The 23,313-nt window shown below is 58.6% G+C and carries 17 protein-coding genes; 10 read left to right on the forward strand and 7 right to left on the reverse strand.

Going from position 1 to position 23,313, the window contains the following annotated elements; translation table 11 throughout:
• The first annotated feature begins 67 nt into the window (after positions 1–67).
• On the forward strand, positions 68–1,480 hold the full coding sequence (locus AC5RVY_RS15325) for an amino acid permease (RefSeq protein ID WP_493955643.1): 1,413 nt from the start codon (positions 68–70) through the stop codon (positions 1,478–1,480).
• Between the two features lie 146 nt (positions 1,481–1,626).
• On the opposite strand, the gene AC5RVY_RS15330 is transcribed toward AC5RVY_RS15325, so the two are convergent.
• Positions 1,627–3,810, reverse strand: a complete 2,184-nt coding sequence (locus tag AC5RVY_RS15330; protein ID WP_493955556.1) for a translocation/assembly module TamB domain-containing protein — start codon at positions 3,808–3,810, stop codon at positions 1,627–1,629.
• A gap of 389 nt (positions 3,811–4,199) precedes the next feature.
• On the opposite strand from AC5RVY_RS15330, the gene AC5RVY_RS15335 reads away from it, so the two are divergent.
• The 6 genes from AC5RVY_RS15335 (at position 4,200) to AC5RVY_RS15360 (ending at position 13,388) form a co-directional block, all read left to right on the forward strand.
• The gene (locus AC5RVY_RS15335; protein ID WP_493955557.1) at positions 4,200–7,109 is read left to right on the forward strand and encodes a DEAD/DEAH box helicase; all 2,910 of its coding nucleotides are present in this window, start codon (positions 4,200–4,202) and stop codon (positions 7,107–7,109) included.
• A 208-nt stretch (positions 7,110–7,317) separates the two neighbouring features.
• On the forward strand, positions 7,318–7,800 hold the full coding sequence (locus AC5RVY_RS15340; protein WP_493955558.1) for a hypothetical protein: 483 nt from the start codon (positions 7,318–7,320) through the stop codon (positions 7,798–7,800).
• Between the two features lie 403 nt (positions 7,801–8,203).
• Positions 8,204–9,352: a GmrSD restriction endonuclease domain-containing protein gene (locus tag AC5RVY_RS15345; protein WP_493955559.1), complete on the forward strand. Its 1,149-nt coding sequence runs from the start codon at positions 8,204–8,206 to the stop codon at positions 9,350–9,352.
• Positions 9,349–10,446 (forward strand): AAA family ATPase, encoded by a 1,098-nt coding sequence (locus AC5RVY_RS15350; protein ID WP_493955560.1) that lies wholly within the window; start codon positions 9,349–9,351, stop codon positions 10,444–10,446. Before AC5RVY_RS15345 ends, AC5RVY_RS15350 begins: the two co-directional genes overlap by 4 nt.
• Positions 10,439–11,383: a hypothetical protein gene (locus tag AC5RVY_RS15355; RefSeq protein ID WP_493955561.1), complete on the forward strand. Its 945-nt coding sequence runs from the start codon at positions 10,439–10,441 to the stop codon at positions 11,381–11,383. The genes AC5RVY_RS15350 and AC5RVY_RS15355 overlap by 8 nt, the downstream gene beginning before the upstream one ends.
• A gap of 418 nt (positions 11,384–11,801) precedes the next feature.
• The gene (locus AC5RVY_RS15360; RefSeq protein ID WP_493955562.1) at positions 11,802–13,388 is read left to right on the forward strand and encodes a DUF349 domain-containing protein; all 1,587 of its coding nucleotides are present in this window, start codon (positions 11,802–11,804) and stop codon (positions 13,386–13,388) included.
• Between the two features lie 283 nt (positions 13,389–13,671).
• Here the strand turns inward: AC5RVY_RS15360 and AC5RVY_RS15365 are convergent, their stop codons facing one another.
• Together AC5RVY_RS15365 and AC5RVY_RS15370 are read right to left on the reverse strand one after the other, a co-directional pair.
• Complete coding sequence (locus AC5RVY_RS15365; protein WP_493955563.1) at positions 13,672–14,745, reverse strand: restriction endonuclease subunit S; 1,074 nt, start codon at positions 14,743–14,745, stop codon at positions 13,672–13,674.
• Positions 14,746–15,107: 362 nt separating this feature from the next.
• The gene (locus AC5RVY_RS15370) at positions 15,108–17,141 is read right to left on the reverse strand and encodes a type I restriction-modification system subunit M (RefSeq protein ID WP_493955564.1); all 2,034 of its coding nucleotides are present in this window, start codon (positions 17,139–17,141) and stop codon (positions 15,108–15,110) included.
• A gap of 1,159 nt (positions 17,142–18,300) precedes the next feature.
• Here AC5RVY_RS15370 and AC5RVY_RS15375 point away from each other — a divergent pair.
• From AC5RVY_RS15375 to AC5RVY_RS15385, 3 genes are read left to right on the forward strand one after another with little or no spacing between them, the layout of a single operon-like run.
• Positions 18,301–18,462: a hypothetical protein gene (locus tag AC5RVY_RS15375; RefSeq protein WP_493955565.1), complete on the forward strand. Its 162-nt coding sequence runs from the start codon at positions 18,301–18,303 to the stop codon at positions 18,460–18,462.
• A 4-nt stretch (positions 18,463–18,466) separates the two neighbouring features.
• Complete coding sequence (locus tag AC5RVY_RS15380; protein ID WP_493955566.1) at positions 18,467–18,886, forward strand: DUF6228 family protein; 420 nt, start codon at positions 18,467–18,469, stop codon at positions 18,884–18,886.
• Positions 18,883–19,578, forward strand: a complete 696-nt coding sequence (locus AC5RVY_RS15385; protein ID WP_493955567.1) for a helicase associated domain-containing protein — start codon at positions 18,883–18,885, stop codon at positions 19,576–19,578. Before AC5RVY_RS15380 ends, AC5RVY_RS15385 begins: the two co-directional genes overlap by 4 nt.
• A gap of 97 nt (positions 19,579–19,675) precedes the next feature.
• Here AC5RVY_RS15385 and AC5RVY_RS15390 read toward each other — a convergent pair whose 3' ends face one another.
• The 4 genes from AC5RVY_RS15390 to AC5RVY_RS15405 all read right to left on the reverse strand — a co-directional run bounded on the left by AC5RVY_RS15390 (position 19,676) and on the right by AC5RVY_RS15405 (position 23,240).
• Positions 19,676–19,933 carry a helix-turn-helix domain-containing protein gene (locus AC5RVY_RS15390; protein WP_493955568.1) on the reverse strand — a complete coding sequence of 86 codons (258 nt, stop codon included), beginning with the start codon at positions 19,931–19,933 and terminating at the stop codon, positions 19,676–19,678.
• Between the two features lie 894 nt (positions 19,934–20,827).
• Positions 20,828–21,208 carry a uracil-DNA glycosylase family protein gene (locus AC5RVY_RS15395; protein ID WP_493955569.1) on the reverse strand — a complete coding sequence of 127 codons (381 nt, stop codon included), beginning with the start codon at positions 21,206–21,208 and terminating at the stop codon, positions 20,828–20,830.
• Between the two features lie 623 nt (positions 21,209–21,831).
• Positions 21,832–22,362, reverse strand: a complete 531-nt coding sequence (locus AC5RVY_RS15400; RefSeq protein ID WP_493955644.1) for a GNAT family N-acetyltransferase — start codon at positions 22,360–22,362, stop codon at positions 21,832–21,834.
• Between the two features lie 8 nt (positions 22,363–22,370).
• Positions 22,371–23,240: a ribokinase gene (locus AC5RVY_RS15405; protein WP_493955570.1), complete on the reverse strand. Its 870-nt coding sequence runs from the start codon at positions 23,238–23,240 to the stop codon at positions 22,371–22,373.
• Positions 23,241–23,313 lie beyond the last annotated feature (73 nt).

Below are 23,313 nucleotides of genomic sequence, written 5' to 3' on the forward strand. Positions count from 1 at the left end.
GCCCACGCGGCCTGACAGCTCCCTGACTTCCTACCAAACCGTTCCACCTATAACCGAAGGACTCCCCATGGAACACGAGACAACGACGTCTGACCGCGCCCTCGGCGCGGCCCTCAGACCCCGGCAGCTGACGATGATGGGGCTGGGCAGCGCCATCGGTGCCGGCCTGTTTATCGGCTCCGGCGCTTGTATCCAGGCTGCCGGCCCGGCCGTGCTGATCTCCTACCTCGTGGCCGGCACCCTCATCATCCTGGTGATGTGGGCACTCGGCGAGATGGCCGCCGCCAAACCGGACAGCGGCGCCTTTTCCGTCTACACCGCCAAGGCCTACGGTCCGGTGGCCGGCGCCACGGTGGGCTGGCTCTGGTGGATCCAGCTTGTGGTGGTCATAGCGGCCGAAGCGCTCGGTGCGGCAGGACTGCTGGCTACCATCTTCCCGGCCCTGCCGGTGTGGCTGATGGCCTTGGTGTTCATCGTGGTGCTCACCGCCGTGAACCTCACCAGCGTGAAGAACTTCGGCGAGTTCGAGTTCTGGTTCGCCCTTCTCAAGGTGGCGGCGATCGTCGGGTTCCTCCTGGTGGGCTTCGCGCTGCTCTTCGGTTTGGTACCGGGTGTGCAGTCGCCGGGCCTGGCGAACTTCCTGGGGGAGGGCTTTGCGCCGAGCGGGTTCGGCGGGATCGCCACGGCGCTGTTCGTGGTGGCGTTCGCGTTCGGCGGCACCGAGATTGTATCCGTGGCGGCAGCCGAGACTGCGGAGCCGGCGCGCAGCGTGAAGAAGGCCGTCCGGACGGTGCTGTGGCGGGTCCTCATTTTCTACATCGGTGCCATTTTCGTGATCGCTGCCGTGGTTCCCGTGGGTTCGGAGGGGCTGAAGAGCCCGTTCGCTGCGGTGCTGGAGGCCGCCGGTATGCCCGGTGCGGCCACCGCCATCACCCTGGTCGCCGTTGCGGCACTGCTCTCTGCGCTGAACGCCAACCTCTATGGCGCTTCACGAATGGCGTTCTCCCTGGCGGAGCGTGGTGAAGCGCCGCGGCTGTTGGTTGCCGTGTCCAGGGCGCGTGTGCCGGTTGTTGCGGTCCTGGCCAGCGTTGCGTTTGGTGTTGTCACGGTGGTGCTGGAACTGGCATTCCCTGAGATGGTCCTGGGCGTCCTGCTCAACATCGTGGGCTCAACGTGCCTGCTGGTGTGGACGTCCGCCCTCCTGGCCCAGCTCGCGCTCCGCCTCCGCGCCAATCGCGAGGGTACGGACCTGCCCCTGCGGATGCCCGGGTTCCCGTGGCTGACTTCCCTTGGCTTGCTGATCCTGGCGGCGATCTTCACGGTCGGCCTCATCGGCGAGGATTCGCGTCCTCAACTCCTGAGCACTTTTGGGCTGGTGGCAGTTCTGGCGGTGGCGAACTGGGTGAACCACCGTAACCGCCCAGTTCCGGCAGTTGGCGAATCTCCGAAACATGCACAGGAGCCCTCCCTTATTGACTGAGGAGGCACCTGGATTAGAGGATGCGTGGCGAAGGGCTCGTCCGGCTAGTCGGACGAGCCCTTCGCCATTGAGGAGCAGCGAAGCCACCCTTCGCGGGACATGTCGCAGGAGAATCCATGACCCAGTTACAAGAGCGACGGGATCCCCTAGTCTTTGCGAAGGATTCCGGTTAGCCCTGCTAATAAAAGTGCTGCTAAAAGCCACGACAGGGATTTGATGCCTGCGAATGCCGTAGGAAGCAGCGCGCTGCTGGCAATTTGCCAATTCTTAGCTTGCGCTGTATCGACGGCAGGCAACGCCGTATCGAGCGCGTAAAGTATCGGATTGAAGGCGGGGTAGTTCGGAGGCTGTGTGCTGGTTGCACCTGTAACCAGCGCTGACTGTCCCTCGCTGTCGACTACTACGAACTTGGCCGCTTCGCGATTTGTCGGAGTGAATTCACCAGCGTGACCAAAGGCCAGTGTGAAGGCGAGTGCCACTGCGCCGGTAATCCAAAAAAATGTTCGAAGTGGAAAGTACCCATATCCGACTGTCCAGCGGTACAGCCAGTGAAGAGGTTTGGACCACCATCTTGAAATTCGAGTAACGCGTTTAGCGGCCTCGTAGCGCAACCAGCGAGCTTCTCGTGCCTGACCCATGCGATCAAAAACGGCAGCCGCTTCCTTCCACGGCTGCGGGACGAATTCGTTTTTGCTTCTGGGTACCGTATCCAGCCACCGACCAAGGGCGCGCCTGTCGTGTTTTAGAAACCCATGAATGGCGTTCAGCTTCCACTCCTGCGCGGAAGATAGATCAGGTAGCCCCAAGCCTTCAGCTGGTTTCTCCTTGGCGGTTACTAGCGTTTGAACCTCAGCATATGCGAGGTTGATTTGTCCGCTGACCTTCGCAGGGGCCAAGTGAAGAGATTGGAGTTTTGCGCTCGATAGCCTCAGAGCAACTTCGCCAGGATTACTAAACTTTCCCTCCCTGAGGTTCATTTGTCCTCCAACGCGGCAGCTATGAGCGCGGACTTCACCTTCCACATCGATGCCATCGTTAAGGAAGACGCTGCCTGCTACTTCTGCATAGTCGAGCTTAATCGCGACGCTGCCCGCGGACCTTATTGACGCCTTTTGCATGTTTAGTTGACCGCCGAAAACTGCGCCATGTGCCCGCACTTCACCTTCTACCTGCATGCCGTTAAGGAATGCGCTTCCGATGATTCTTGCGTAGGTAAGATTCAAAGGCACCCCAGACGGATTGAGTAGCTTCGCGTTCTCTAGATTGAGTTGACCTCCAAATCGCGCTGCATGCGCGCGGACTTCGCCTTCCGCTATCGCGCCTCCATCCATGAAGAAGTCCCCTTCAATAATGGAACCTTCAAGGCTAAGTGCTGCATGACCAGGATTGAGTAGTTGCGTGCTTCGAAGATGGAGCTGACCACCTATTCGGGAAGCGGCAGCGCGTACTTCTCCTTGAGCTTCTATATCATCTGCAAAAACGTCCCCGGCGATTATTGCTGCGTCGAGGTTGAGCGCCACTCCATCTCTGTGGTGCAGGGTCGCGCCAGTGAGACGTAGTTGGCCTCCAAACTCGGTCCCGTGCGCGCATACCTCCCCCTCGGCGGTTAGGCCTCCATCGAGAAAGACATCGCCACGTATATTAGCTGCGTTTAAATTGAGGGCGGTGTCTCCGCGATGCTGCTGCAAAGAAGCGCCTGAAAGGATCAGGCGCCCAGTGACCTGGATAGCCTCCGCACGCACTTCGCCTCGCGATTTCAGCTTGTCGAGCAGAACGTCGCCCTGAATTCTAGCGGCATCAAGGTTTAGGGCGGTGTGTTGCGCTCCAAATTCCGCCCTCGCCATGTTGAGGCGTCCGCCGATCTCGGCGTTGCTTAGTCTTACTTCCCGAGAAGATGAAGCTTCAAAGAAACTGACACTTCCGGACGCTCTGGCAAAGTTCAGCCGCGTGCCCGGCATCACGCTTCCGGATAGGTCTAGGACGGACATCGTGGAGTGTTGAAAGCTTGGTGGTTCGAGGAAGACGCTCGAGATGATGGATATCCGAGGTTTTATTATCGTGTAATCCAGATCGAGGACTCCAGAGATGAGGGCGCCGCGAATTCTTAGGCCGCGCGGATCGTATGCCAGGCGTGGATCTAGAAGGACCTTTCTCAGAGCCGCAGCAGGGATTTCTGTGCCAGGCGCTCGCGCCAGCAGCCAGTGTCGATCGATAAGCGCGTCGGGAACCCCCGGCGAGAGATCTATCAAGGTGCCGGTTTTTATAGCGGCTCGAAGTCTGTTGATCCATATTCCGATTCCAGACTGGGGGCTATTGGTTACAGTCGTCATTCCGCTACCATCTATCACTTTGAGTAATAAACCAACTCGCGGAGATAACGGTGGCCCGGTATTCGCAGGATAGTTCCAGATGCCGTTTCATTTGACACCACATAGGTTCGTCCTGTGAGCATGCAACCCCATAGTCTAGGCCTGGCACATATAACCTATGGGGAGCTGTGGTGAAACCTTTATCGGAAGGCTTATATGAACTTTTGAGCACAGAAGCGATGATCGACGGTCTGAGTGCACAGCAAGAAGTTCAGCCAATTTTCGCAGACATCGATGACGAGGACTCCCCGGGTATCCTAGCGCAGCACGTCGCCGCGGCTGTCCGGCAGGCCCTCGAAGCAGCCAGTCCAGTGGACCGAGTAGCCCTGGCGAACCGGCTTCTTCATGAAATGAATAGCATAGATCGAATCGCAGCCGGGCCAACGCAGCTGCGATCCCTTCACCGCCCGGGCCTGCACAAGAGACGACAACTCCGCCGGCCCATCACTAAACTCAGTGATTCTGCGCTTCTCACCAACAGCAAGGACGACCCCAACCTGGCTGCCGAGCTTCGGGCCGAGATGGAGTCAGCCGACACCGTTGACCTTCTCTGCGCCTTCGTTCGGTGGACTGGCCTGAGGCTCCTAGAGCCAGCCCTTGAGCAGCTCAATGAGCGCGGCGCCAAGCTCCGGGTCATTACCACCACCTATATGGGTGCAACTGAGCGCCGGGCCATCGACGAGCTCGTCACCCGGTACGGGGCCGAGGTCAAGATCAGCTACGAAACGCAGGCAACCCGGTTGCACGCCAAGGCCTGGCTGTTCCGCCGTAACACCGGATTCGACACCGCTTACGTAGGCAGCTCCAACCTGAGTCAGGCTGCCCTCCTTGACGGGCTTGAATGGAACGTCCGCCTCAGTTCCGTCGCAACACCCGCCCTCCTGCAGAAGTTCGAGGTCACCTTCGACAGCTACTGGGAGCAGCGGGCTTTCCAGAGCTATGACCCGGAGCGCGACGGCGACAAGCTGGACGCTGCGTTGGAACGGAACGGCGGACGTCGCACAGCGGCGCCGGATGCACCTACCGGTCTTGAAGTTCAGCCGTTCCTTCACCAGGAGGAGATGCTGGAGGACCTGGAAGCGGAGCGGCTCAAGGGTTTCAACCACAACCTCCTGGTCGCGGCCACCGGGACCGGCAAGACTGTCATCGCCGCCCTGGACTACAAACGGCTAAGCGAAGCTGCCCGCACAAACCTAAAACTGCTCTTCGTCGCCCACCGGCAGGAGATCCTGAAACAGGCGATGCGCAGCTACCGCGACGTCATGCAGGACGGAACCTTCGGTGAACTCTACGTGGGGGAGCACAAGCCGCAAGGGTGGAAGCACATTTTCGCCTCGGTCCAGTCGCTCTCCTCCCTGGGTATCGAGCAGCTGGAACCGGACTTCTTCGACGTGGTCGTAATCGATGAGTTCCACCACGCAATGGCGCCCACCTACCGCCGCCTGCTCGACCACCTCAAACCGCAGCAACTCCTCGGGCTCACAGCTACACCGGAGCGCGGGGACGGCGTCGACGTTGCCAAGCAATTCTTCGATGGGCGCACCGCCAGCCAACTGCGCCTTTGGGACGCCCTGGACGCCGACTTGCTGGTGCCGTTCCACTACTTTGGCGTCTCCGACGACGTCGACCTGAGCCAGTTGGAATGGAAACGCGGCAACTACGACACCTCACAGTTGAGCGCCCTCTACACCGGCAATGATGCCCGCGCCGCCAAGGTGATCCGCGAACTCAGGGACAAGGTGACCAGCACCGACCAGATGCGTGCCATCGGCTTCTGCGTCTCGGTACAGCATGCCCACTACATGGCTGAGGTGTTCAACCGGGCCGGCATTGCCTCCGTTGCCGTCGACGGCACCACCGCCAATGCCGACCGCGAGGAAGCCCTGCGGCGCCTGGGGCAGCGGGAGATCAACTGTATCTTCGCCGTCGACCTTTTCAACGAAGGCCTGGATCTGCCGCAGGTGGACACCATCCTGCTGCTCCGGCCCACACAGAGTGCCACGGTCTTCCTCCAGCAGCTGGGACGCGGGTTGCGCCGTGCGGAGGGCAAAGCGGTGCTCACGGTCCTGGACTTCATCGGCCAGCAGCGCCGTGAGTTCCGCTTTGACCTGCGCTACCGGGCGCTGACCGGCTACGGGCGCAAAGAGCTGGAGAAGGCTGTCGAGGACGAGTTCCCGTATTTGCCGTCCGGCTCGCAGATCGTACTCGACCGGGTGGCGCAGAAGGTGGTGCTGGACAACATCAAGGCACAGCTCCGGTTCAACCGGGCGCAGCTGGTCCGGGACATTGCCTCGTATGCCGAGAACGAGCTGGAGGCCTATCTCGAGCGGTCGGGAAACGACGTGAAGACGATCTACCGTTCCACCAGGGACTCGTGGACCGGTTACCTCCGGGAGGCAGGGCTGATCCAAGGGTTCTCGCCTCTGGAGACCGTGCTCCGTGGGAAAATAGAGGAGCTGTCTGACGCGGGGGAAAAAAAGCTCCTCGGTCGCATGGCCGCGCTGATACACGTCGACGATCCGGAACGTGCCGCAGCCTATTCCATGCTGGTTGCTCCCGACGCGCCCCGCTACGCGGAGCTCGGTATGCGCGAGCAAGCTTTTGCACGCATGCTTTTTTACACGCTGTGGGATGACGGAGGCGGATTCAGGACGTACGACGACGGACTCGACCGTCTGCGCAGCTACCAGTTTGTGTGCCGCGAGATCCGCCAGATCGTGAAGCTGGGAGTGGCTGCATCGAAACATTCAGCCCAGAGCCTCGGCTCTGGGCTTCAGCACATCCCGCTGCTCTCGCACGCTACCTACCGGCGCGAGGAGGTGCTGGCGGCGCTACAGTACGGTTCCCTTGAGCAGGGCAAGAACGTCCAGCACCGTGAAGGCGTTGCATGGTGTCCGGCCACGTCCACCGATGCTTTCTTTGTCACCCTGAACAAGGACGACAAGAAGCACTCGGCGACCACGATGTACAAGGACTACGCCATCAGCCCGGAGCTTTTCCACTGGGAGTCGCAGAACGCGACCTCACACAGCAGTCCCACAGGACGCCGCTATCTTGACCGGACTTCGCACGGTTCGAAGGTTCTGATCTTCACGAGGGACACGGCGGACGACGAGACCGGGCTGACAGTTCCATACACGTGCCTAGGGCAGGTGGACTACGTCCAGCACTCTGGTGAGAAGCCCATCGCGATCACCTGGAAGCTACATCGGCCAATGCCTGCTGACGTGTATGCGACCGCCGCGGCGGTCGCGCAGTGAGGTTATGCAGGAACAGAGCTATTCGTGTCATGCAAAGCAGAGGAAAGGAACCGTTGACTGGCGCACTTTCTACAAGTGTTAGTCAGATCTTTACTAAACAGGCCCATTCTTCCGATGTTCTTGGGTGTGGCAAAGTTGATGTCGTTCATCAACTTTGGTGCCTTCACGGCCTTCACGCGGGTGAACGCCTCGGTGGTGTTCCCACTATGTGCGCCGGCGCCGGCGCCGGGCCGGGCAGCAGCTGAACCCGGTGTCCTACGTGGTGGTCCCGGTGATAGGCGCCTACCTGCTCTCCCAGCTGGACAGCAACGCCATTGCGCTGGGGGTGTCCTGGCTGGTGCTGAGCGTGCTGGTCCTGGCCCTGATCACCTGCGGCTTCAAGGCCTCGCCGCCGGAGATAACGGCCACTGAGAAGGCGACGGCCGAGGCAGCGCCTGAACCTTTTGTCAGTCGGCTGTTGGCCCGCAGGGCGAAGGGAAGGAACGCCGTGAGGATAACCCTGGGGCAACGGGGTCGCCTTCCCAGCGTAAGCCACCTTCGAGAAGAAAGGGGAGTACGGTCCGGGTTGATGACCTGTCATGGCCTCCGGCTCCCGGAGTTGGTGCGGTCACTGGCCGTCGCCGGCGCGCAGCTCCTTTTGGTGTGCTGGGTGCTGGGCGAGCACACCAGAAGGACCAGCGGCCGGTGCTGAACGCCGCCCGGCGAGCGAGATCAGCATGTACGCGGCGGGAGTGTTCTGGCGGATACGATGGGGGTTGTTGAGGCGGACCTTGGGATCGAGCCCGGTGTGCGGGCGGTCGTGGTGTCGCTGGAGACGGTGGGGCGAGTGCCAGGGTCGGTCCCCATGTACCGGCAGCGGCGGCTGGAAGGGCGTCGAACTACACTCCTTTCGTTTTCTATCCGGCCGAATCCGTTCGGAAGAGCCAACCGGCTGCACACGTATTCACACCGCGGCCGAGGCCAGCGAAAGTTGCTAATCTACTCATCTTCGTTGTACGCGGATTTCGCCTCGTTGCTCACATAAGGCAGCTGCACAGGCGCGGGAAAGAGTGGACTTTCAACCAGCCAGCTGTCCGGCAACATAAGATGTCCTTATGGAATCGGATCTAAGTCAAATCCTTGAAGAGGACTTCCAAGGCGAACCGACCGGAGTTGAGGCTGAGCGCGAAAGCGATGATGAGCCTGAGGTACGTCCTTGGGACCCGGAAAAAATCCGAGTCTCGACGAAAAATTTCTCGCTCCGAAATATATTAGATATGATCGATTCCCAGGATCTAGATCTTGCGCCTGACTTCCAAAGAAACCAAGTGTGGAAGCTTCGGCAGAAATCAAGACTGATCGAAAGTCTTTTGCTGCAGATTCCGTTGCCTGCGTTCTATTTTGCAGAGGATGGGGACGGTGTCTTGCGAGTTGTAGACGGGTTGCAGCGGCTCTCCACGATTCATTCTTATGCCCGCGCGCTTTCCTTTCCGCTACGCGATTTAGAGTACTTGGAGAGTGAAGAGGAAAAGCGGTATAACGAATTATCGTTGCCACTGCAAAGGCGCCTTCTAAATGCACAGATCGTAGTTCATGTGATCGATCCAAAAACACCGGATGAAGTGAAGTACGATATCTTCAAAAGGATCAATACCGGTGGCGAACCGCTCAATGCGATGGAGATTCGCCATTGTATGAGCAAGGCTCGAAGTAGAGCTTTCTTAAAGCGTTGCACGCAAAGTGCCCAGTTCAAACGTGCCACCGGCGGTGCTTTAGATAAGCATGTTCGGATGCAGGACCGGGAAGCCGTTCTCAGATTTTGTGCCTTCAGCATGTTAGAAGATGGCCATAGCTACGATGAGTTTGGGTCCTTAGAGAGACTCTTGACTTGGGCGAATACGCGCCTGGACAGCCACTCAGTAATTTCCGACGTTGACCTTGATGATCTCTTCCTCCGCTTTGAAAATGCAATGCGAAACGCATATTTAGTTTTTGGAATTCATGCCTTCCGAAAATGGCCTTTTGGCGCGGATCGTCTGCTGCCGATAAACCGCGCGCTTTTTGAGACGTGGTCTGTCGTGCTCTCTCGTTACGATGAGTCAGTTCTGTCGCCGGTTGCAGAAGCCGTCCGCAAGGAAGCTCGATCATCGATGACACGAGAGTCGGAATATCTAGCAAGTATTAGTGCCGCAACATCGGATCCAAAACGGGTCCGTATCCGCTTTGCCGAACCTGAACGCATCCTGCGGAAGTTCTTATCGTGATCACCCAGTTGTCTTTACAATCATTCAAATGCTTTCGACATCTCGAACTCTCCTTCTCGATGCTGAACGTCCTTACAGGCCTAAATGGCAGCGGTAAGAGCAGCGTGGTGCAGGCCTTATTGCTTGCCTTCCAGGCAGGCAGAACTGAAGGGAAGTTTGTACCCCTCGAAGGAGTGTTCGGTCTCAATCTGGGTCAGGCATCGGACATTTTGAATCTGGAGGCTCAGACTAGCGACATTTCGATTCAAATAGATAGTGCCGACCATCGCTGGGTGTTCGATGGGGGTTCAGCAGCTGGCAATGCCTACACGCCTTATCTGACGCTCGTTGGAGAACCCGAACATGAATATTTTCCGGCTGGGGACGTGGGGGGTAGTTTCACCTACCTGGCGGCCGAACGGGTGGGGCCCCGTATTAGTCACCCAGCGGCTCCGGCACATCCTGCCGAATTTCGTATTGGACATGACGGGCGCTACGTAGCGCACGCCCTTGCATCGAATGGTTCTCGAGAAGTCGACGTCTTGCGCCGCCATCCCCGAGCCGGAACGATCAAAACTCTCAGGGCCCAAGTTGAAGCATGGCTAAGCGAACTGGTGGGGCCGACTGAGATTGAGGCGGCATTCGTGCCGGACACAAACTTAGCCACTCTGCGTCTTCGCAAACCGGGGGCCCTGAGCGAGTGGATGCTTCCCACGAACACAGGATTCGGCGTCAGCTACTGCCTCCCCATAATCACTGCGGGACTCCTTGCTTCAAAGGGGGGCATTTTGATTGTAGACAGTCCTGAGGCGCATCTTCATCCAGCTGGTCAATCTGCCATTGGACAGTTTTTGGCGAAAGTCGCGGGGGCAGGGGTCCAAGTGATCATCGAAACACACAGCGATCATGTGATCAACGGAATTCGGAGGGCTGTTGGCGTCAATCAGGTGCTTCCTTTCGACGATGTCAGGATCAATTATTTTAGGGATGGCGTCTCTGAAGAAATAAGGCTGAACAAGCACGGAAAGCTGAGTACCTGGCCAGAAGGATTTTTTGATCAGAGCGATATCGATATGTATGCCCTGACACAGTATCGTTACGTCGCTAATGATTAAGACTGCCTTCTACATTGACGAACAAGGATTTGCCTTTGTAGATGAGGACATTGATGCGGTCGAGCACGCTTTATCGGTTTTTGCTGCAACAGTTGACGATATTGGAGTAGATGTAGGAAGTCTCTCCTGCTGGAGCCAGATTTGGGGTGTCCAGTCCCAGAGTGGTCGATCATTATCCGAGATCTTGTGGACTAAGTCCAAAATTGATCCGTCTCTCCGACGCCGTGTAGGCAATATTTTGGATAGAGCCAGCAATTGGGACAGTCGGGAAGAAGCATCCGGCGTACCCTTGGAAGTGGAAGTCAACGGGTCAATTTTAGGACTGGCGCCAAGTATCGCCTTTGGGCTTCTCCAGCGGCTTATCGGTGAGCGTATTGCCCTCATCACGACCGTGCAAGCATCGCGCCAGGGGCTGACTGGTGTCCGCCTCTTAGCTGAAGCTGATGAGGTCAGCCTGCACTTTCTCGTTGATGTTGTCGATGTTATCGAGTATTGGCGAAACGATGTAGAGATTTCGGATTACAGCGTGAGCGAGTTGAAAGATTTGTGCCCGGTTATATTCAGATCACTTCGATTTACTGACACTGTGTGGAGTCAGTTCAGCCGTTTTTCCGGGGATGAGCGTACGGTTCGGCGTCAACTGATGAGGGACTTGACCGGGTTGAACGATCACCTTTTGAAGATTAGGCGCGAATATACCGACCCACACCGGATCGCTGCTGAGCTACGTTCAGCTGCTGGCGTCGACTGCTCTCCTGAAAGTCCGTTGACTCGAGCCAACCGATCCGCAATGAATGCACGAGAGGTTGTGTTTGAAGGGCAAACAGTCCGGTGTGAATGGCACAGCAAACTAGAACCCCACAGGAATCGAGTGCACTTCGCAGTGTTCAACGACTTCGTGTTGATTGGCATATTCGCGGAGCATTTGCCTACTTGATCAAAGATGTTCTTGCCTGCAGTGTTCCCGTTCCGCTTGGAGGTGGCATAGCCCGTGTTCAACCTGGCCGCGCATGTCAACCGCCGCCCCGAGCCCCACGGGCCGAGAAGATGGCGGTCACTGGAAAGGTGATAGCAGGGGCTTGTTTGAGCTGAGCAGCGGGCTCTACCCACATCCACGAGTGGGGCTTTTGAGGTGTACCGTGGGGTCAGTTCGACCGAGTTAGGAGCTCCATCCCCTCTGGTGGTTCGACTGCCATCTACTTTGAATAGAAACGTTGCAGGTCCTCACATGAGGGCGCATGTCCCTGCATTGGCTCGAGTCACGATAGACTCGTTTTCTCTGAAGTAGGAAGCCGGGCCCCGGAGGCTGCGGTGCAGGACCTGAGTATTTCCCTCCAAGCGAAAGACTTTTAGCGGTGACAGACAGTCAGAAATCCGACGAAACAGCAACAGACCTGACCGGGACGGCGGCTTCCGCCCCCGAGGAAGTTTCAGTTGCAGCCAGCACCCCGGCAGCGGAGGCTCCCGTGGAAGTGGCCCCCGAAAGCACCGCCACCGGGAGCGTTGCCGAGGAGGGCACTGCCTCGGACGCGAATGCGCCCGCAGACCCTTCGCCGGCCGGCACAGCCCCGGAAGCAAGCGCCCCGGCACCGGCTCCCCGTCCGGCTCCCTCTCCGGCCGCCTTCGCTTCCCGCCCCAAGCCTGCCGCCGCGCCTGCCGCAGCTCCGGCACCCGCAGTGCCGGCAACATCGCTGGCAGAAGCGTCAAAGTGGGGCCGCGTTGAAGGGGACGGACACGTCTTTTTGAACATCGACGGCGCGGAGCACCCCGTGGGCCAGTACCCGGGTGTCAGTGACGACGAGGCGCTGGCCTACTTCGCGCGGAAGTACGACGACGTGGTGGCCCAGATTGTGCTGCTTGAACAGCGCGTCAGCTCCAAGGCTCCCAGCACTGACATGCAGAAGACCGTCAACCACCTGCGCGAGCAGCTCGCCGAGCGCAACATGGTGGGCGACCTCCGGTCTGCAGAGGCCCGCCTCGATGCGTTGTCAACGCAGATCGCTGAACTCGAAAAGGCGGAGAAGGCGGAGCACGATGCCGTCCGTGCCTCCGAGCTCGCTGCCCGCGAGGCGATTGTGGCTGAAGCCGAGGAAATCTCCGGCCAGGATCCTGCCCAGACGCAGTGGAAGACTTCCAGCGCCCGGATGAACGAACTGTTCGAGAGCTGGAAGACAGCCCAGAAGAGCGGCGTCCGCCTGGGCCGGAGCAACGAGGACGCCCTGTGGAAGCGGTTCCGTGCCGCCCGTACCGTTTTCGACCGTCACCGCCGCGCTTACTTCTCGCAGCTGGACAGCAACAACTCCGCTGCCAAGTCCGCCAAAGAGAAGCTGATCACCGAGGCCGAAGCGCTGTCCACCTCCACCGATTGGGGCTTCGCCGCGGGCGAGTACCGCCGTCTGATGGACCAGTGGAAGGCCTCCCCGCGGGCCAGCCGCAAGGACGATGACGCCCTCTGGGCACGGTTCCGCGCCGCCCAGGATGCCTTCTTTACAGCGCGCCAGGCAGCCAATGACGAGATCGACCAGGAATACTCCGCGAACCTTACGGTCAAGGAAGCCCTTCTGACCGAAGCCAACGCCATTCTCCCGGTGAAGGACCTGGCAGCGGCCAAGAAGGCGCTGCAGTCAGTCCGGGACCGCTGGGAAGAGGCCGGCAAGGTTCCGCGCGCCGACATGGGCCGCGTCGAAGCCGCGCTCCGGAAAGTGGAGGACGCAGTCCGCCACGCCGAGGAAGAGCAGTGGCAGCGCTCCAACCCTGAGCGGAAGGCACGCACCAACAGCGCCCTGTCCCAGCTGGAATCCGCTATTGCCGGGCTCCAGGAAGATCTTGCCAAGGCCGAGAAGACCGGCGACCAGCGCAGGATCAAGGCCGCCCAGGAAGCCCTTGAAGCGCGGCAGGCCTGGCTGGACCAGATCCAGCGCTCGGCCAGCGAACTCTCCTAGTCCCCTAAACCCAGGCTGTTTCACTTCAGGCCCGGTTCCGGTTATCCACATAACCGGAACCGGGCCTGTGCCAGTTAACGAAGGCGACTCTCCACAAACATCCGTAAACCCGGAATTGAGGAACTGAAGTACTGGCAGTGGAACCACAAAGCACAGCAACCGCCAACGCAGCACCGAGGCCGGAGGCAATCGCGAAAGGCTGAAACCGGTTGGCGACAACGTCGTCCGCCTCATCGACTACTAACCCGCTGCAGCCAGCGCCGGCCATTCAATAGAGGGCGTTCTATGTCATCAGTAACGGAGAAGGTTGGGCCGTAGCCGGCCAGGCAGATACCGCGAGGGCATCTTCCAAGGTCGCTACGGCCTGTTTTTCAAGGAAGTAAGCCTTGCTTCTTCGCGTGTTGGCGTCCAAGACCTTTCGGGCAATGGAAACATGCGTAGCCGTGTCCACTAGGGGTACAGGCACCTGCACAAGGTGGTGGTCTTCAATGTGCTGGACAACAGCGCCATAAGCGTGCTTTCTTACGAGCAATTGCCCTTGAGGGGTAGAAAGCCAAGCGAAGAGGTACGCGGCTTGTTCAGCGTTGGTCGCATTGATTCTGATTATGTCGTGCGTCATTGCCCAACCATCCCAATGCTTCGGTACGAGGGCGGTATCTCCAATGCTTCCGCTACATGTTACAAGCACCATGTTTTCGCATATTGTTAAATCATCGCGAATACGATCCGAATGTTGAGATAAAGCGAGGTGCTTCTTTTCGTAGGGGTCCAATTCGGCGATATCCTTTCCGCTAAAGAACGGAATTCCGTGCTGCGCCTCGACATAAGTGCGCTTGAATTGGCCGGGAAGACGAACACTAGAGGTGAACAAGCGATCACCAAGGGGCCGCCAGGAAACTCCTGCCCTATCAAGAGCGCCGAGTATTAACTCTTGAGAAGTATCGTGGTATGAAGCATCGAAACGGAGATTTAGCTGGTCAGAACGCACACTGTAGGATGAAATCGCATCATCAGTTGTTGAACGAGGAGAATTTTCCAGGTCAGTCAATCCTGCCGCCTGGATAAGCTCGCTTTTAGCCTCCCTTATGAGTGAATTGGCTTCGTCCAGGAGTCGAACAGACTCTAAAATATCCTTGTTCAGGGCACTGGTGATGTCTTCCGGTGGCATCGGCACCGTTATACGCGACAAAAAGTCTGGTTCGATGTGCTGAATAACGGCACCGTAGTTCGCCGACTTCATCAACGTTTGCCCAGCAATCGATTTCATGAATGTATAAACCAGCCCCAACATTCCTTCCGCAGGGTCAATGCGAATGAGATCGTGGCTGAAAACGCTTCCATCCAGCGTGTTGCCCACTACGGCCAGTTTACCTACAGTGCCCGAGCAAGTTAGTAGAATCTGGCCTTTCCGTACCCGAAGTGGGTCCAGAGAATCCGCCGATGATTCAGCTAAGAACCTTGCCGGTCGGGGATCTAAATCAGCTATCTGAGCGGGTTGGAAAAATGGAACTCCTGGCTTTGAGACGTAAGGCCTTTTGAAGCGAGGCCGGTGATAGGCAACAGAAAGACCGGATTTACCAGCTAGCTGCCTCTTTTCGCCCGGAATAAGTTCTACTTGCTCTCTTATCGACGCTATTTCCGTCGTGAAGACAGCCGCTTCTAGCCGTAGCGAATTGGAGAGGACGCTTTCTAGTGAAACGGATGCAAACTTAAGGTTGGTTACCACGCCAGACCCTCTTGTTCTTTCCATTTGGCAAAGGCCGATGCGACTAGGACGGTCTGATCATCGATGACCTTCTCGTGGCGTGTCTGCTCAATAAGCTCACCAGATTCGCTGGGATAGGAGGTTGTTACCTCTTTGAGCACCTCGTTACCCATGTCATCACGACGGTACAAGGTGTTGCCGCGTTTATCGTGGCCAACTCTATCAACAACTGCCATGAAGATGTTGTACGGTGAGAGCCCATTTTTTACGTCAGCGGCTTTTTCGGCGTCCGTCTTCTTCTGGAGGATGAGAATCGAGGTTTGAACGCCAGTGTGAGGCTGAAAGGTGTCCTGATGCATGTCGATGCTGGCCACAATTCGGGTCTCGCGTAAGAGCCACTGACGAATGTAGCCGAGACCTGGAGAGCCAAGAATACTGTCCGGCAGAACTATAGCCAGGCGGCCTCCCGGCTTCAAGAATTGTATGCATCGTTCAACAAACAATTGCTCCGGCGGTACGCCTCCCTGAAGTCGTTCAGTTTTAACCCATTCTCGGCTATCTCCCTTAGGCTTCTCCCATATGTGCCCTAAGGAAAATTGACTCAAAATTTCAGAGTCACGAATCACGATCTTGCTGCCGAAGGGCGGGTTGGTGACAATAACGTCGAAGCGAGCTAGATGATTGCTGTGAGTTAGGGAGTCAGAGTCAATGTGTCTTTCAACGTCTTCCTCACCCGCGTTCAAAGCACTAGACAATGCGCGCCTGAAATCATCCGACCATCGAAAAGGAGGCAGTAAGGTGTCCGCTTGCAGCATGTTCCCGCTGCCGTCATTGTTCATGACCATGTTCATTTTTGATGCCTTCACCAATTCTGGGGAGATATCAAATCCAAAATAGTTTACGCGAATGGCCTCTGCCATGCGTTCATCAAACTGCTTTCTAACTTCCGTGTCCCACTTGTTGATGTCTGGTGTACCAATGCTCGATGCGTATTGTTCCATCAAGCCGCGCATGCTGTTTAGCATTGCTGTTACGAGGAAGCCACCGGTTCCGCATGTAGGGTCGAGAACGCGGTCGTTAGGGGTTGGATTAACCATGTCAACCGCCATCTGCATGACATTACGTGGCGTAAAAAACTGACCTCGATCTCCTTTCAGGTTTGACCCAACAACTTCTTCGTAAGCTTTGCCCTTTAGATCGATATCGGTTGAGAGAAGGCTGAAGTTTTGGAGTTCCGCAACTATTCGAACGAGGCTACGTGGATTAAGTTCAATTTCTTCTCCTCGACCGAAAATCTGAGGGTATTTAGCCTTCACGCGATCAAAAATGGCTACCAGGCGGTTCTTGCATGCCAGCTGCCCATCCGAGTCATTGAGCTCGCCCGGTCGAACAAAGAATTGAAGCGGTGCCGGAAAGTTTTTTTCGTCCTGAATTTTGCAAAAGATGATCTTGAGAAGTTCAAAGAAAGCTTTTTCTTTTTGGAACCCATCAACTGAGTGAATGTAATTATGGCTACTCTTGAAAGCAAACAGCAAGACGTCGCCGGTCCCCTTTTGGAGGTCCCTATGTGCGCGTCCAGCTGGGAGCGCGCCATCCGCTGAGGGAATATCGAGATCTTCAACAAATCCTGGTTTACCATCCTCTTTAACGACCTTGCGCCAAACCTCGCGGTGCCGTCCGTTGGTCCAAAGACCCCATTCGGCATTTAGGCAAGCAGCCATGTAGCTCTTCATCTGCTCAACACCGTTATCTTTATCGGTGGGAGCGACTTTCTCAGCCTTGCATTCTATAATTATCTCAATGTCTTCTTGCAGTGTCCGGGAGCTGTCCGGGTAAATTGCGATGTCAACAGCTTTCCGAGCAGAGCCGACTTTAATGGATTTTTCGATTGCTAGCCTCCCCGGCGGGAACCTAAGGGTGTTGACCAGGCGCCTCTCCAAACTTTGCCTAACGCGCTCTTCCGGTGTGTCCCTGCGGAGCTTGCCGTCAACAAAGTCAACGATTTTTCCGTCCGGGATTACTAAGGAGAATGCAGTCGTCTGGTCCAATTTTGTGACTCTTTTCGCGATAATCGAGCATAGCGATGCTCTTCAACCTTGAGCATAACTGTGTTTCTTAACCGTAGTACGTGGGAGGCGGGCTAGTGGCTCGACACACTCGGGAGCTCCTGCAAACCATGACTTGTTTGGCTCTTGTGACCCTTTTGGGCGTCTTTGCGGCTGTCGACCAGAGCACGCCAGATCCCCGAGCGGTCGTGAACTTTATCCCGCTAACAGCCGCAGCCTTAGCGGGATCGTTCCAAGTGTGCTGATGTATCAGACCGGGACCCGGTCTCGTGGTGTCGCAGTATGACATGTCTCACGACGTTGTCCGTCCCGTGCTCCTACCCCTATCCGGATGCCACTGGCCGTGACTCTGCCTGTATCAAGGTAGTAACGTCGGAGACCATGTTATGGGCAAGGGCCACATCACAACAAGCCGATGAGTGATTGACAGTAGTCGCCGTGCGCTATCAATCGGCCTTGTGACAGCCTCTCGCCTCGAGTGGCGCCCGCTAACCCCTCGCGATGCCGAATGATTGTTAACGGAATCATACGTTCGGACTTGTCCTACAGCGTGATAGGCGTCGTCGTTTAGTACAAGGCTTCGTGCAGGGGCCATTGGTCTCGATTGATTTATCTAGTGGATGACCTGTCAAAGTGTTCATGGCGTTTTTATTGTTAGCTCACAATATTCTTCGGATTCAAGATTCAGCGGGAGCGCGGTCGACTGATCCACTCGGTCGTCACCTGATGCAATTCTTAAAGCCGTGGCTTCGTAAGCCGAAGCAATATAGTCCTCTAAGTCAGTAAGGGACACACGCCAGAGGCCTCGGTTATCTTGCCCCAATTACCGCTGTAGGGATTGTTTGTTTGAGCACCGTGCCCTTCGTTACTCACTCTTTTCAGGGTCGTTGTAAGTATGCCGTCACCTCGCCCGCGGCTGGCCGCCTCCTCCACGATCGACAGGGTGGCGTCTGGCCGATTCAATCGATCGGAGTCAGCTTCCTCTCAGTGATCACCAGTGACAGTTTCGTCGAGCCCGACTTGGGGAGGGGAGTCTTCATTAGTGGGCCAATCCATGACGGCGTGTTCGGTTAGGTGTTGCCCGGTAGCTAGCCTGATCGCCCTCCCGTAGCCTAGGCGCAACGACTATTTGGGGGTAGTAATGACTTTGAGTCCAGCTTTCGGCATTCTCGGTGCCCTGTATGCACTCTTCACGATCGTGCTGGCCGTGATGGCGGTTTACGCCCTGGTGCTGGCCATCATTTTCCTGCGGCTGCGGATCGCCGAACTGAAGCGGGCAGCGCGTACCGGGGACAGCACCTGAACTGATGGCGACAGACAAGGTGGATGTGGGCAGGCCGGGAAAACTCACGTTTGGCGAACTGCGCCGCGAAGCCAGCGGTGAAATCACAGGCGTGACCGTGACGGTGGACGTGGAGAACCTGCGCGCACGTCGTGAGGTCTACCTATATGGATTCTGGGATCTAACGGACTTCTTTGCCGGTCTTGCCGAAGACTGGCGCGGCTGGAGCGGCACCCGCAACTATGAGTCAATTGAACACGACCTTCTGCTGGAAGCGACCCATACGGGAAGCCACGTCGAGCTGCACTTCACCCTCCAGGATCCGTCGTTCCACGACGAATGGTGTGTGCGGGGCAAGCTGACGCTCGATGCCGGCGAAGAACTCAAGCGCGCAAGCGAAGACATCAAGGACCTGTTTAGCCCGCCGCAGGCGCAAGACCCGTGACCCAGATCAAGCGGCCGGCCCCGAATCCCGAGTGGGTGTTGATGTACCGAAAGGGCATTCCGGCGCCGAAGATTGCTACTGGCGCCAGCGTTGCCGCATCCGTCGTCCGCTACCACCTGGCCATCGCCGCCAAGCAGGACGCAGGTCTGCGCCAGGAGCATGCGGCGGCCCTGCCAGCCACCCCGCCCCGGGTGACCGATGCGGGCCGGCGGAACCTGGCCGACATCCTGGCGTTCTACGAGGCCAAGGGCCGACTGCCGGTCAATGGCCGGTCACCCCAGGAATCAGCGTTGGCCGGGTGGCTAGCCCGTCGACGCAAGCAGGCTGCCGAGGGTGGCCTCACCCTCGCCTACGCCCAGGCCCTGGACGCAATTCCCGGCTGGCGGGACTACCCCACGAAGCGGGACGTCGACGCGGCCCGTTGGAAGCAGCGCCTGGCCGAGGTCGCCGCCTACCTGGCCGCCGGACATGACTGGCCCCGGCACAACAAAACCGACGACCAGGAGGAACGGCTTCTGGGCGTGTGGCTGCACACCCAGCGCATTGATTACCGAGCCGGGAAGCTGACCGCAGCCAAGGCAAGGCAGCTCAATGACATCATCCCCGGCTGGCGGCATGGCCGATCAGGGCGTGGCGTGAACAAGGCCATCGAACGTCGGTCTCATCACCATATGCACGTCAAGAGGAACTGACGGCGAGTTCGTTCATCTCCTCACCGTCACCAGCCCTGACCCAGGAGAACCTCAGCTCGTCACCTTGGTCATCCGGCCTCGTTATGTGCCGGACTAGTTACTCCTGACCCTCGCTCTCGGCCCCGTCATCCTGAAGCTCGCCGGCGGCAATGCGCGCAGCAGTGCGCTGGTACGCCTGATTGATGTAGTCCTCAACGTCCTGGCGGCCAATGCGCCACAGGCCCCGGCCCCCAACCTGGAAACCGCGCAGCTCCCCTGTCCTGATCAAGCCCTGCACGAGGCTTTGCTTCACGTTCAGCTCGTCGGCGACCTGGGCCAAGGTCAGGAAACGGGGCTGGTTCGGTTCGTCAGTCACCGGGCCATCCTACGTGAGGGGCGATCCCGGGAGCCGTCATAGGCTCGGCGGCATAAGGGGTTGGGAATCCTTAGCATTGCGTTGTCGATCGTCATCCCGCTGGCCTAAGTTGTCTTCGGCGTCCTCCGCTAGGCGACCGAGTACACCAGCATTTAACACCCACAAGACATCCGGCCGGTGAGGCCACACATCTGAAGCCAGCGATCCTTACAAACCTCGCGTAATACCCTGCACTTCTCAGGATGTTCCTCGCCCCGAATCTCAGGAAACAATCTTCATCAACGGAAGAGACAGGCAAGATAACCCCGGCTACCGAGCTGAAGGCCGCGTAGCTCGCAGGTTTTCAGCAACGTTCGCACCGTTGGCAAACCAACATTGAGCTCCTCGGCAACCTGCTCGGCTGTTAGGAAACGGCGCCTGGGTTCTAGAAGATCATTCGCCCCAGTATCCTAGCCAGGGTGATCGAGCATAAATGTCAGCAGTCGCGTGTTCCTGCTCGATTGCCTCGGCAATGCGTCGCCATGAACGAGTAGCGCTGTCGCCGGAACGACCGATTCTGCACGCAGCTATAGGACGGAGATTGGTCTCGCCAGCCCGATGAGGAGATGTTCGTCAGCCTGGCCCGCGGGCGCAGGGGGAGCGACGAAGGTTTTCTGAAGGGTTTGGTCAAGATCATTGCCAGGTCTTGCGGGAGCGGTTTAGCGTCGTGGATATCATTCGTGGGCGTGTGCTGGTAGTTGGGGCTCGTCCTCTTTGTAGCGTCTTAAGCATCAAGCTAGTCGCGTTTTTCAGGAGTACGCTTCCGGGGCCACACACGCGGCACGGCGCCTTGCCAAGGCACCATATATGAGGCCCTGTGCTTCCGCATGCCGTGAGGCAGGAGCGGGAGAACGGTCAACAGAAACCGGGGCGGCATGTGCGAATAACAGGGAGCCTCTTGAGTTCAGAAGAGGCATTGAGCAACAGCTGGGACCAAGCCGCCTGTGCTTGTTTGGCCAGAAGGAGAACCGTCTTGGGGCGTGATTCCAGCAAGTCCATCATTTCCGCCAGCAAGGGAGCCGCACGGCGCGCTTCGGCCGCCAGAGACCGTGATGCAAAGTCGGGATTTGCGAACCACCAGGGCACGACATTCCAGTGCAGGGACCTGGCATAGGAGAGGCCCGCGGCTTCGGCAGCCAGCGTGGTGGTGTGGGCCGTTTGATCATTGTTGTCCCGGCTGATGGATCCTGAACCAACTTGTGCCTCTCCGGACGGGTTCTGGAGCAGAACCAACACATCGGCGCCCTCCGTAGCCGCCCGTGGGTCGAGGTGGGGAACGCTTTCTTTTATCGAACCCCGGACCTCATCAACCCACTTGCGCAGGGGGCCAACAACACCTTCGTACCTGATTTCCTGCCGGTGCCGCAGGACGTGGGGGAGGTAATGCCGGCTAAGCAAGGTTCCTGCGTTGTTCGCGTGCTTGTTCCATCTTTGGGGATCTGTCTTTCAGCTTGCCCGCCTTTCCCTATCTGCTGCCTCCCGTCCGGCCGCGCGGTAGTGCTACGCACCGTTCAATGAATCTTTTCATCATCGCCGTGCCCTCATCTTCAGGCGTACGCCCCTTGGCCATGCCCTCGTAAATGCCGTCCGAGTAATGCCTGGAGTCGGGGCTGACGTTTGCTTTCGCCCGGAGTTGGCGCCAAAGGCACTCGTATGGAGGGTGCGGCTCTCTGCCGCACCAGTCACAAAAGGCGACCTCGGCTGGTTGCGGCTTTGTAGAGGTGATGGTGCTGATGATCAGCGTTGCGTGGACATGATGCGTGCCTTCCAGACCGACAGCCCGGAGCTGTGGGCGGAGGACATCGCCGAGTAGCCCGGCCCTGCTTGCGGTGACCGAAGAGGAGCTGCAGCCGGACACGTCAGGTGCTCACGAGAGGAGCCGTGGCCTCCGCGAGGTGGAGCGTGAACACCCACAGCAGCACGTCCTCGCCCGGCACATACCAGTCCCGCTCCGGCGCGCGGCGGAAACCCAGCGACTCATACAGACCGTGGGCGCGTTCCATGAACGTGGCGCTGGTGATGCTGATTGCCCCAATGCCCGGCAGTTGCTTGGCGTGTTCAATAATGTCGCGCACCACGGCCCGGCCCGCGCCGCAGCCCTGGTGGGCCGGGTCGACCGCGAGCATCCGGAACTCCAGCTCGCCGTCCTGCGCGATCTCGCTGTAGGGCTGGCCGGCGAACGTTAGTGTCACCGCCGCCACCACCTTCCCCGCAGCCTCCGCCACCCACACCTGCGCATGCTCGGCGCGGTGCTCCACGTCCTCCAGCACGCTCATGTACGGATGGTCGGCGGCGAAGTGTCCTGCCCGGAGGTAAGCGTCGCGGGTGATCCGGCGGACCTCCGGAAAGTCCGCCGCCACTGCCCGTCGGAAGGTGACAGTCAACGGCATAGTGACAGTCACGAGGAAGCGCCCGAGGTAGCGGCGGTCCGCTCCACGTAGTGGCCCAGCTGTGCCAAATCCGGCTGCGAGGACGGATCGCCCACGGCGTCGCCACCTACAGCATTCGCCACGGCCAAAGCCCGCGTGTAGTCCAGTCCGCTCCGGAGCCCCAGGACCAGGGCGGCGCAGAACGCGTCGCCCGCGCCGACGGTGTTCGCCACCGTCACCGCAGCGGACGGCGCCTTGGCCACCTTCCGGCCATGCTCGAACATCGCCGAGCCGTCCCCGCCGTACGTCACCGCCACCAGCTTCGCCTCCGCGAGGGCGGGGATCAGGGCGTACTCGCTCTCGTTGACGATCACCAGGTCGCATCGCTCCAGCAGCTCCGCCGGCAGGTCCATGGCCGGCGCGGCGTTCAGCACAAAAAAACCAGCCGTTTTCCGCGCCGCCTCCAGCACCACGTCCAGGCCCACTTCCAGCTGGCACAGCACCGTCTCGTCTGGGCCGAACTCCACCCCGTCCAGGTGCAGGTGCGAGTTGGCCCCCGGGCACACCACAATCTGGTTCTCGCCGTCGCCGTCCACCACAATCAGCGCCGTCCCGGTCGGCTCGGGCAGGACGGCAACGTCGGCCGTATCAACGCCGGCAGCAGCCAAGGCATCCAGCACCCGCTGCCCGGACGCGTCCTTGCCGACGGCCCCGACCATCCGGGCACTGCCGCCCAGCCGTGCGGCGGCCGCGGCCTGGTTGGCGCCCTTGCCGCCGGGCTGCTCGGACAGGACGGCGCCGCCGATGGTTTCGCCCGCCGTCGGAAGCCGCTCGGCGGTGGCGATCAGGTCCAGGTTGATGCTGCCGACCACGGTGACGGCAGGACGTGTTGCGTTCATGGGAAAACTCCTGAAGGGGAGGGCCGGAAGCGGCCGGGTTTCGAAAAAGTGTAGCGCATGGTTGTACTTGTGA

This window comes from Arthrobacter sp. Ha26 (genome assembly GCF_059091705.1).

What these genes read in the sequence shown, in the direction of transcription:
- AC5RVY_RS15325 (WP_493955643.1), top strand. Translation starts at nt 68, where the DNA reads ATGGAACACGAGACAACGACGTCTGACCGCGCCCTCGGCGCGGCCCTC.
- AC5RVY_RS15330 (WP_493955556.1), bottom strand. Translation starts at nt 3,810, where the DNA reads ATGACGACTGTAACCAATAGCCCCCAGTCTGGAATCGGAATATGGATC.
- AC5RVY_RS15335 (WP_493955557.1), top strand. Translation starts at nt 4,200, where the DNA reads ATGAATAGCATAGATCGAATCGCAGCCGGGCCAACGCAGCTGCGATCC.
- AC5RVY_RS15345 (WP_493955559.1), top strand. Translation starts at nt 8,204, where the DNA reads ATGGAATCGGATCTAAGTCAAATCCTTGAAGAGGACTTCCAAGGCGAA.
- AC5RVY_RS15355 (WP_493955561.1), top strand. Translation starts at nt 10,439, where the DNA reads ATGATTAAGACTGCCTTCTACATTGACGAACAAGGATTTGCCTTTGTA.
- AC5RVY_RS15375 (WP_493955565.1), top strand. Translation starts at nt 18,301, where the DNA reads ATGACTTTGAGTCCAGCTTTCGGCATTCTCGGTGCCCTGTATGCACTC.
- AC5RVY_RS15380 (WP_493955566.1), top strand. Translation starts at nt 18,467, where the DNA reads ATGGCGACAGACAAGGTGGATGTGGGCAGGCCGGGAAAACTCACGTTT.
- AC5RVY_RS15400 (WP_493955644.1), bottom strand. Translation starts at nt 22,362, where the DNA reads ATGCCGTTGACTGTCACCTTCCGACGGGCAGTGGCGGCGGACTTTCCG.
- AC5RVY_RS15405 (WP_493955570.1), bottom strand. Translation starts at nt 23,240, where the DNA reads ATGAACGCAACACGTCCTGCCGTCACCGTGGTCGGCAGCATCAACCTG.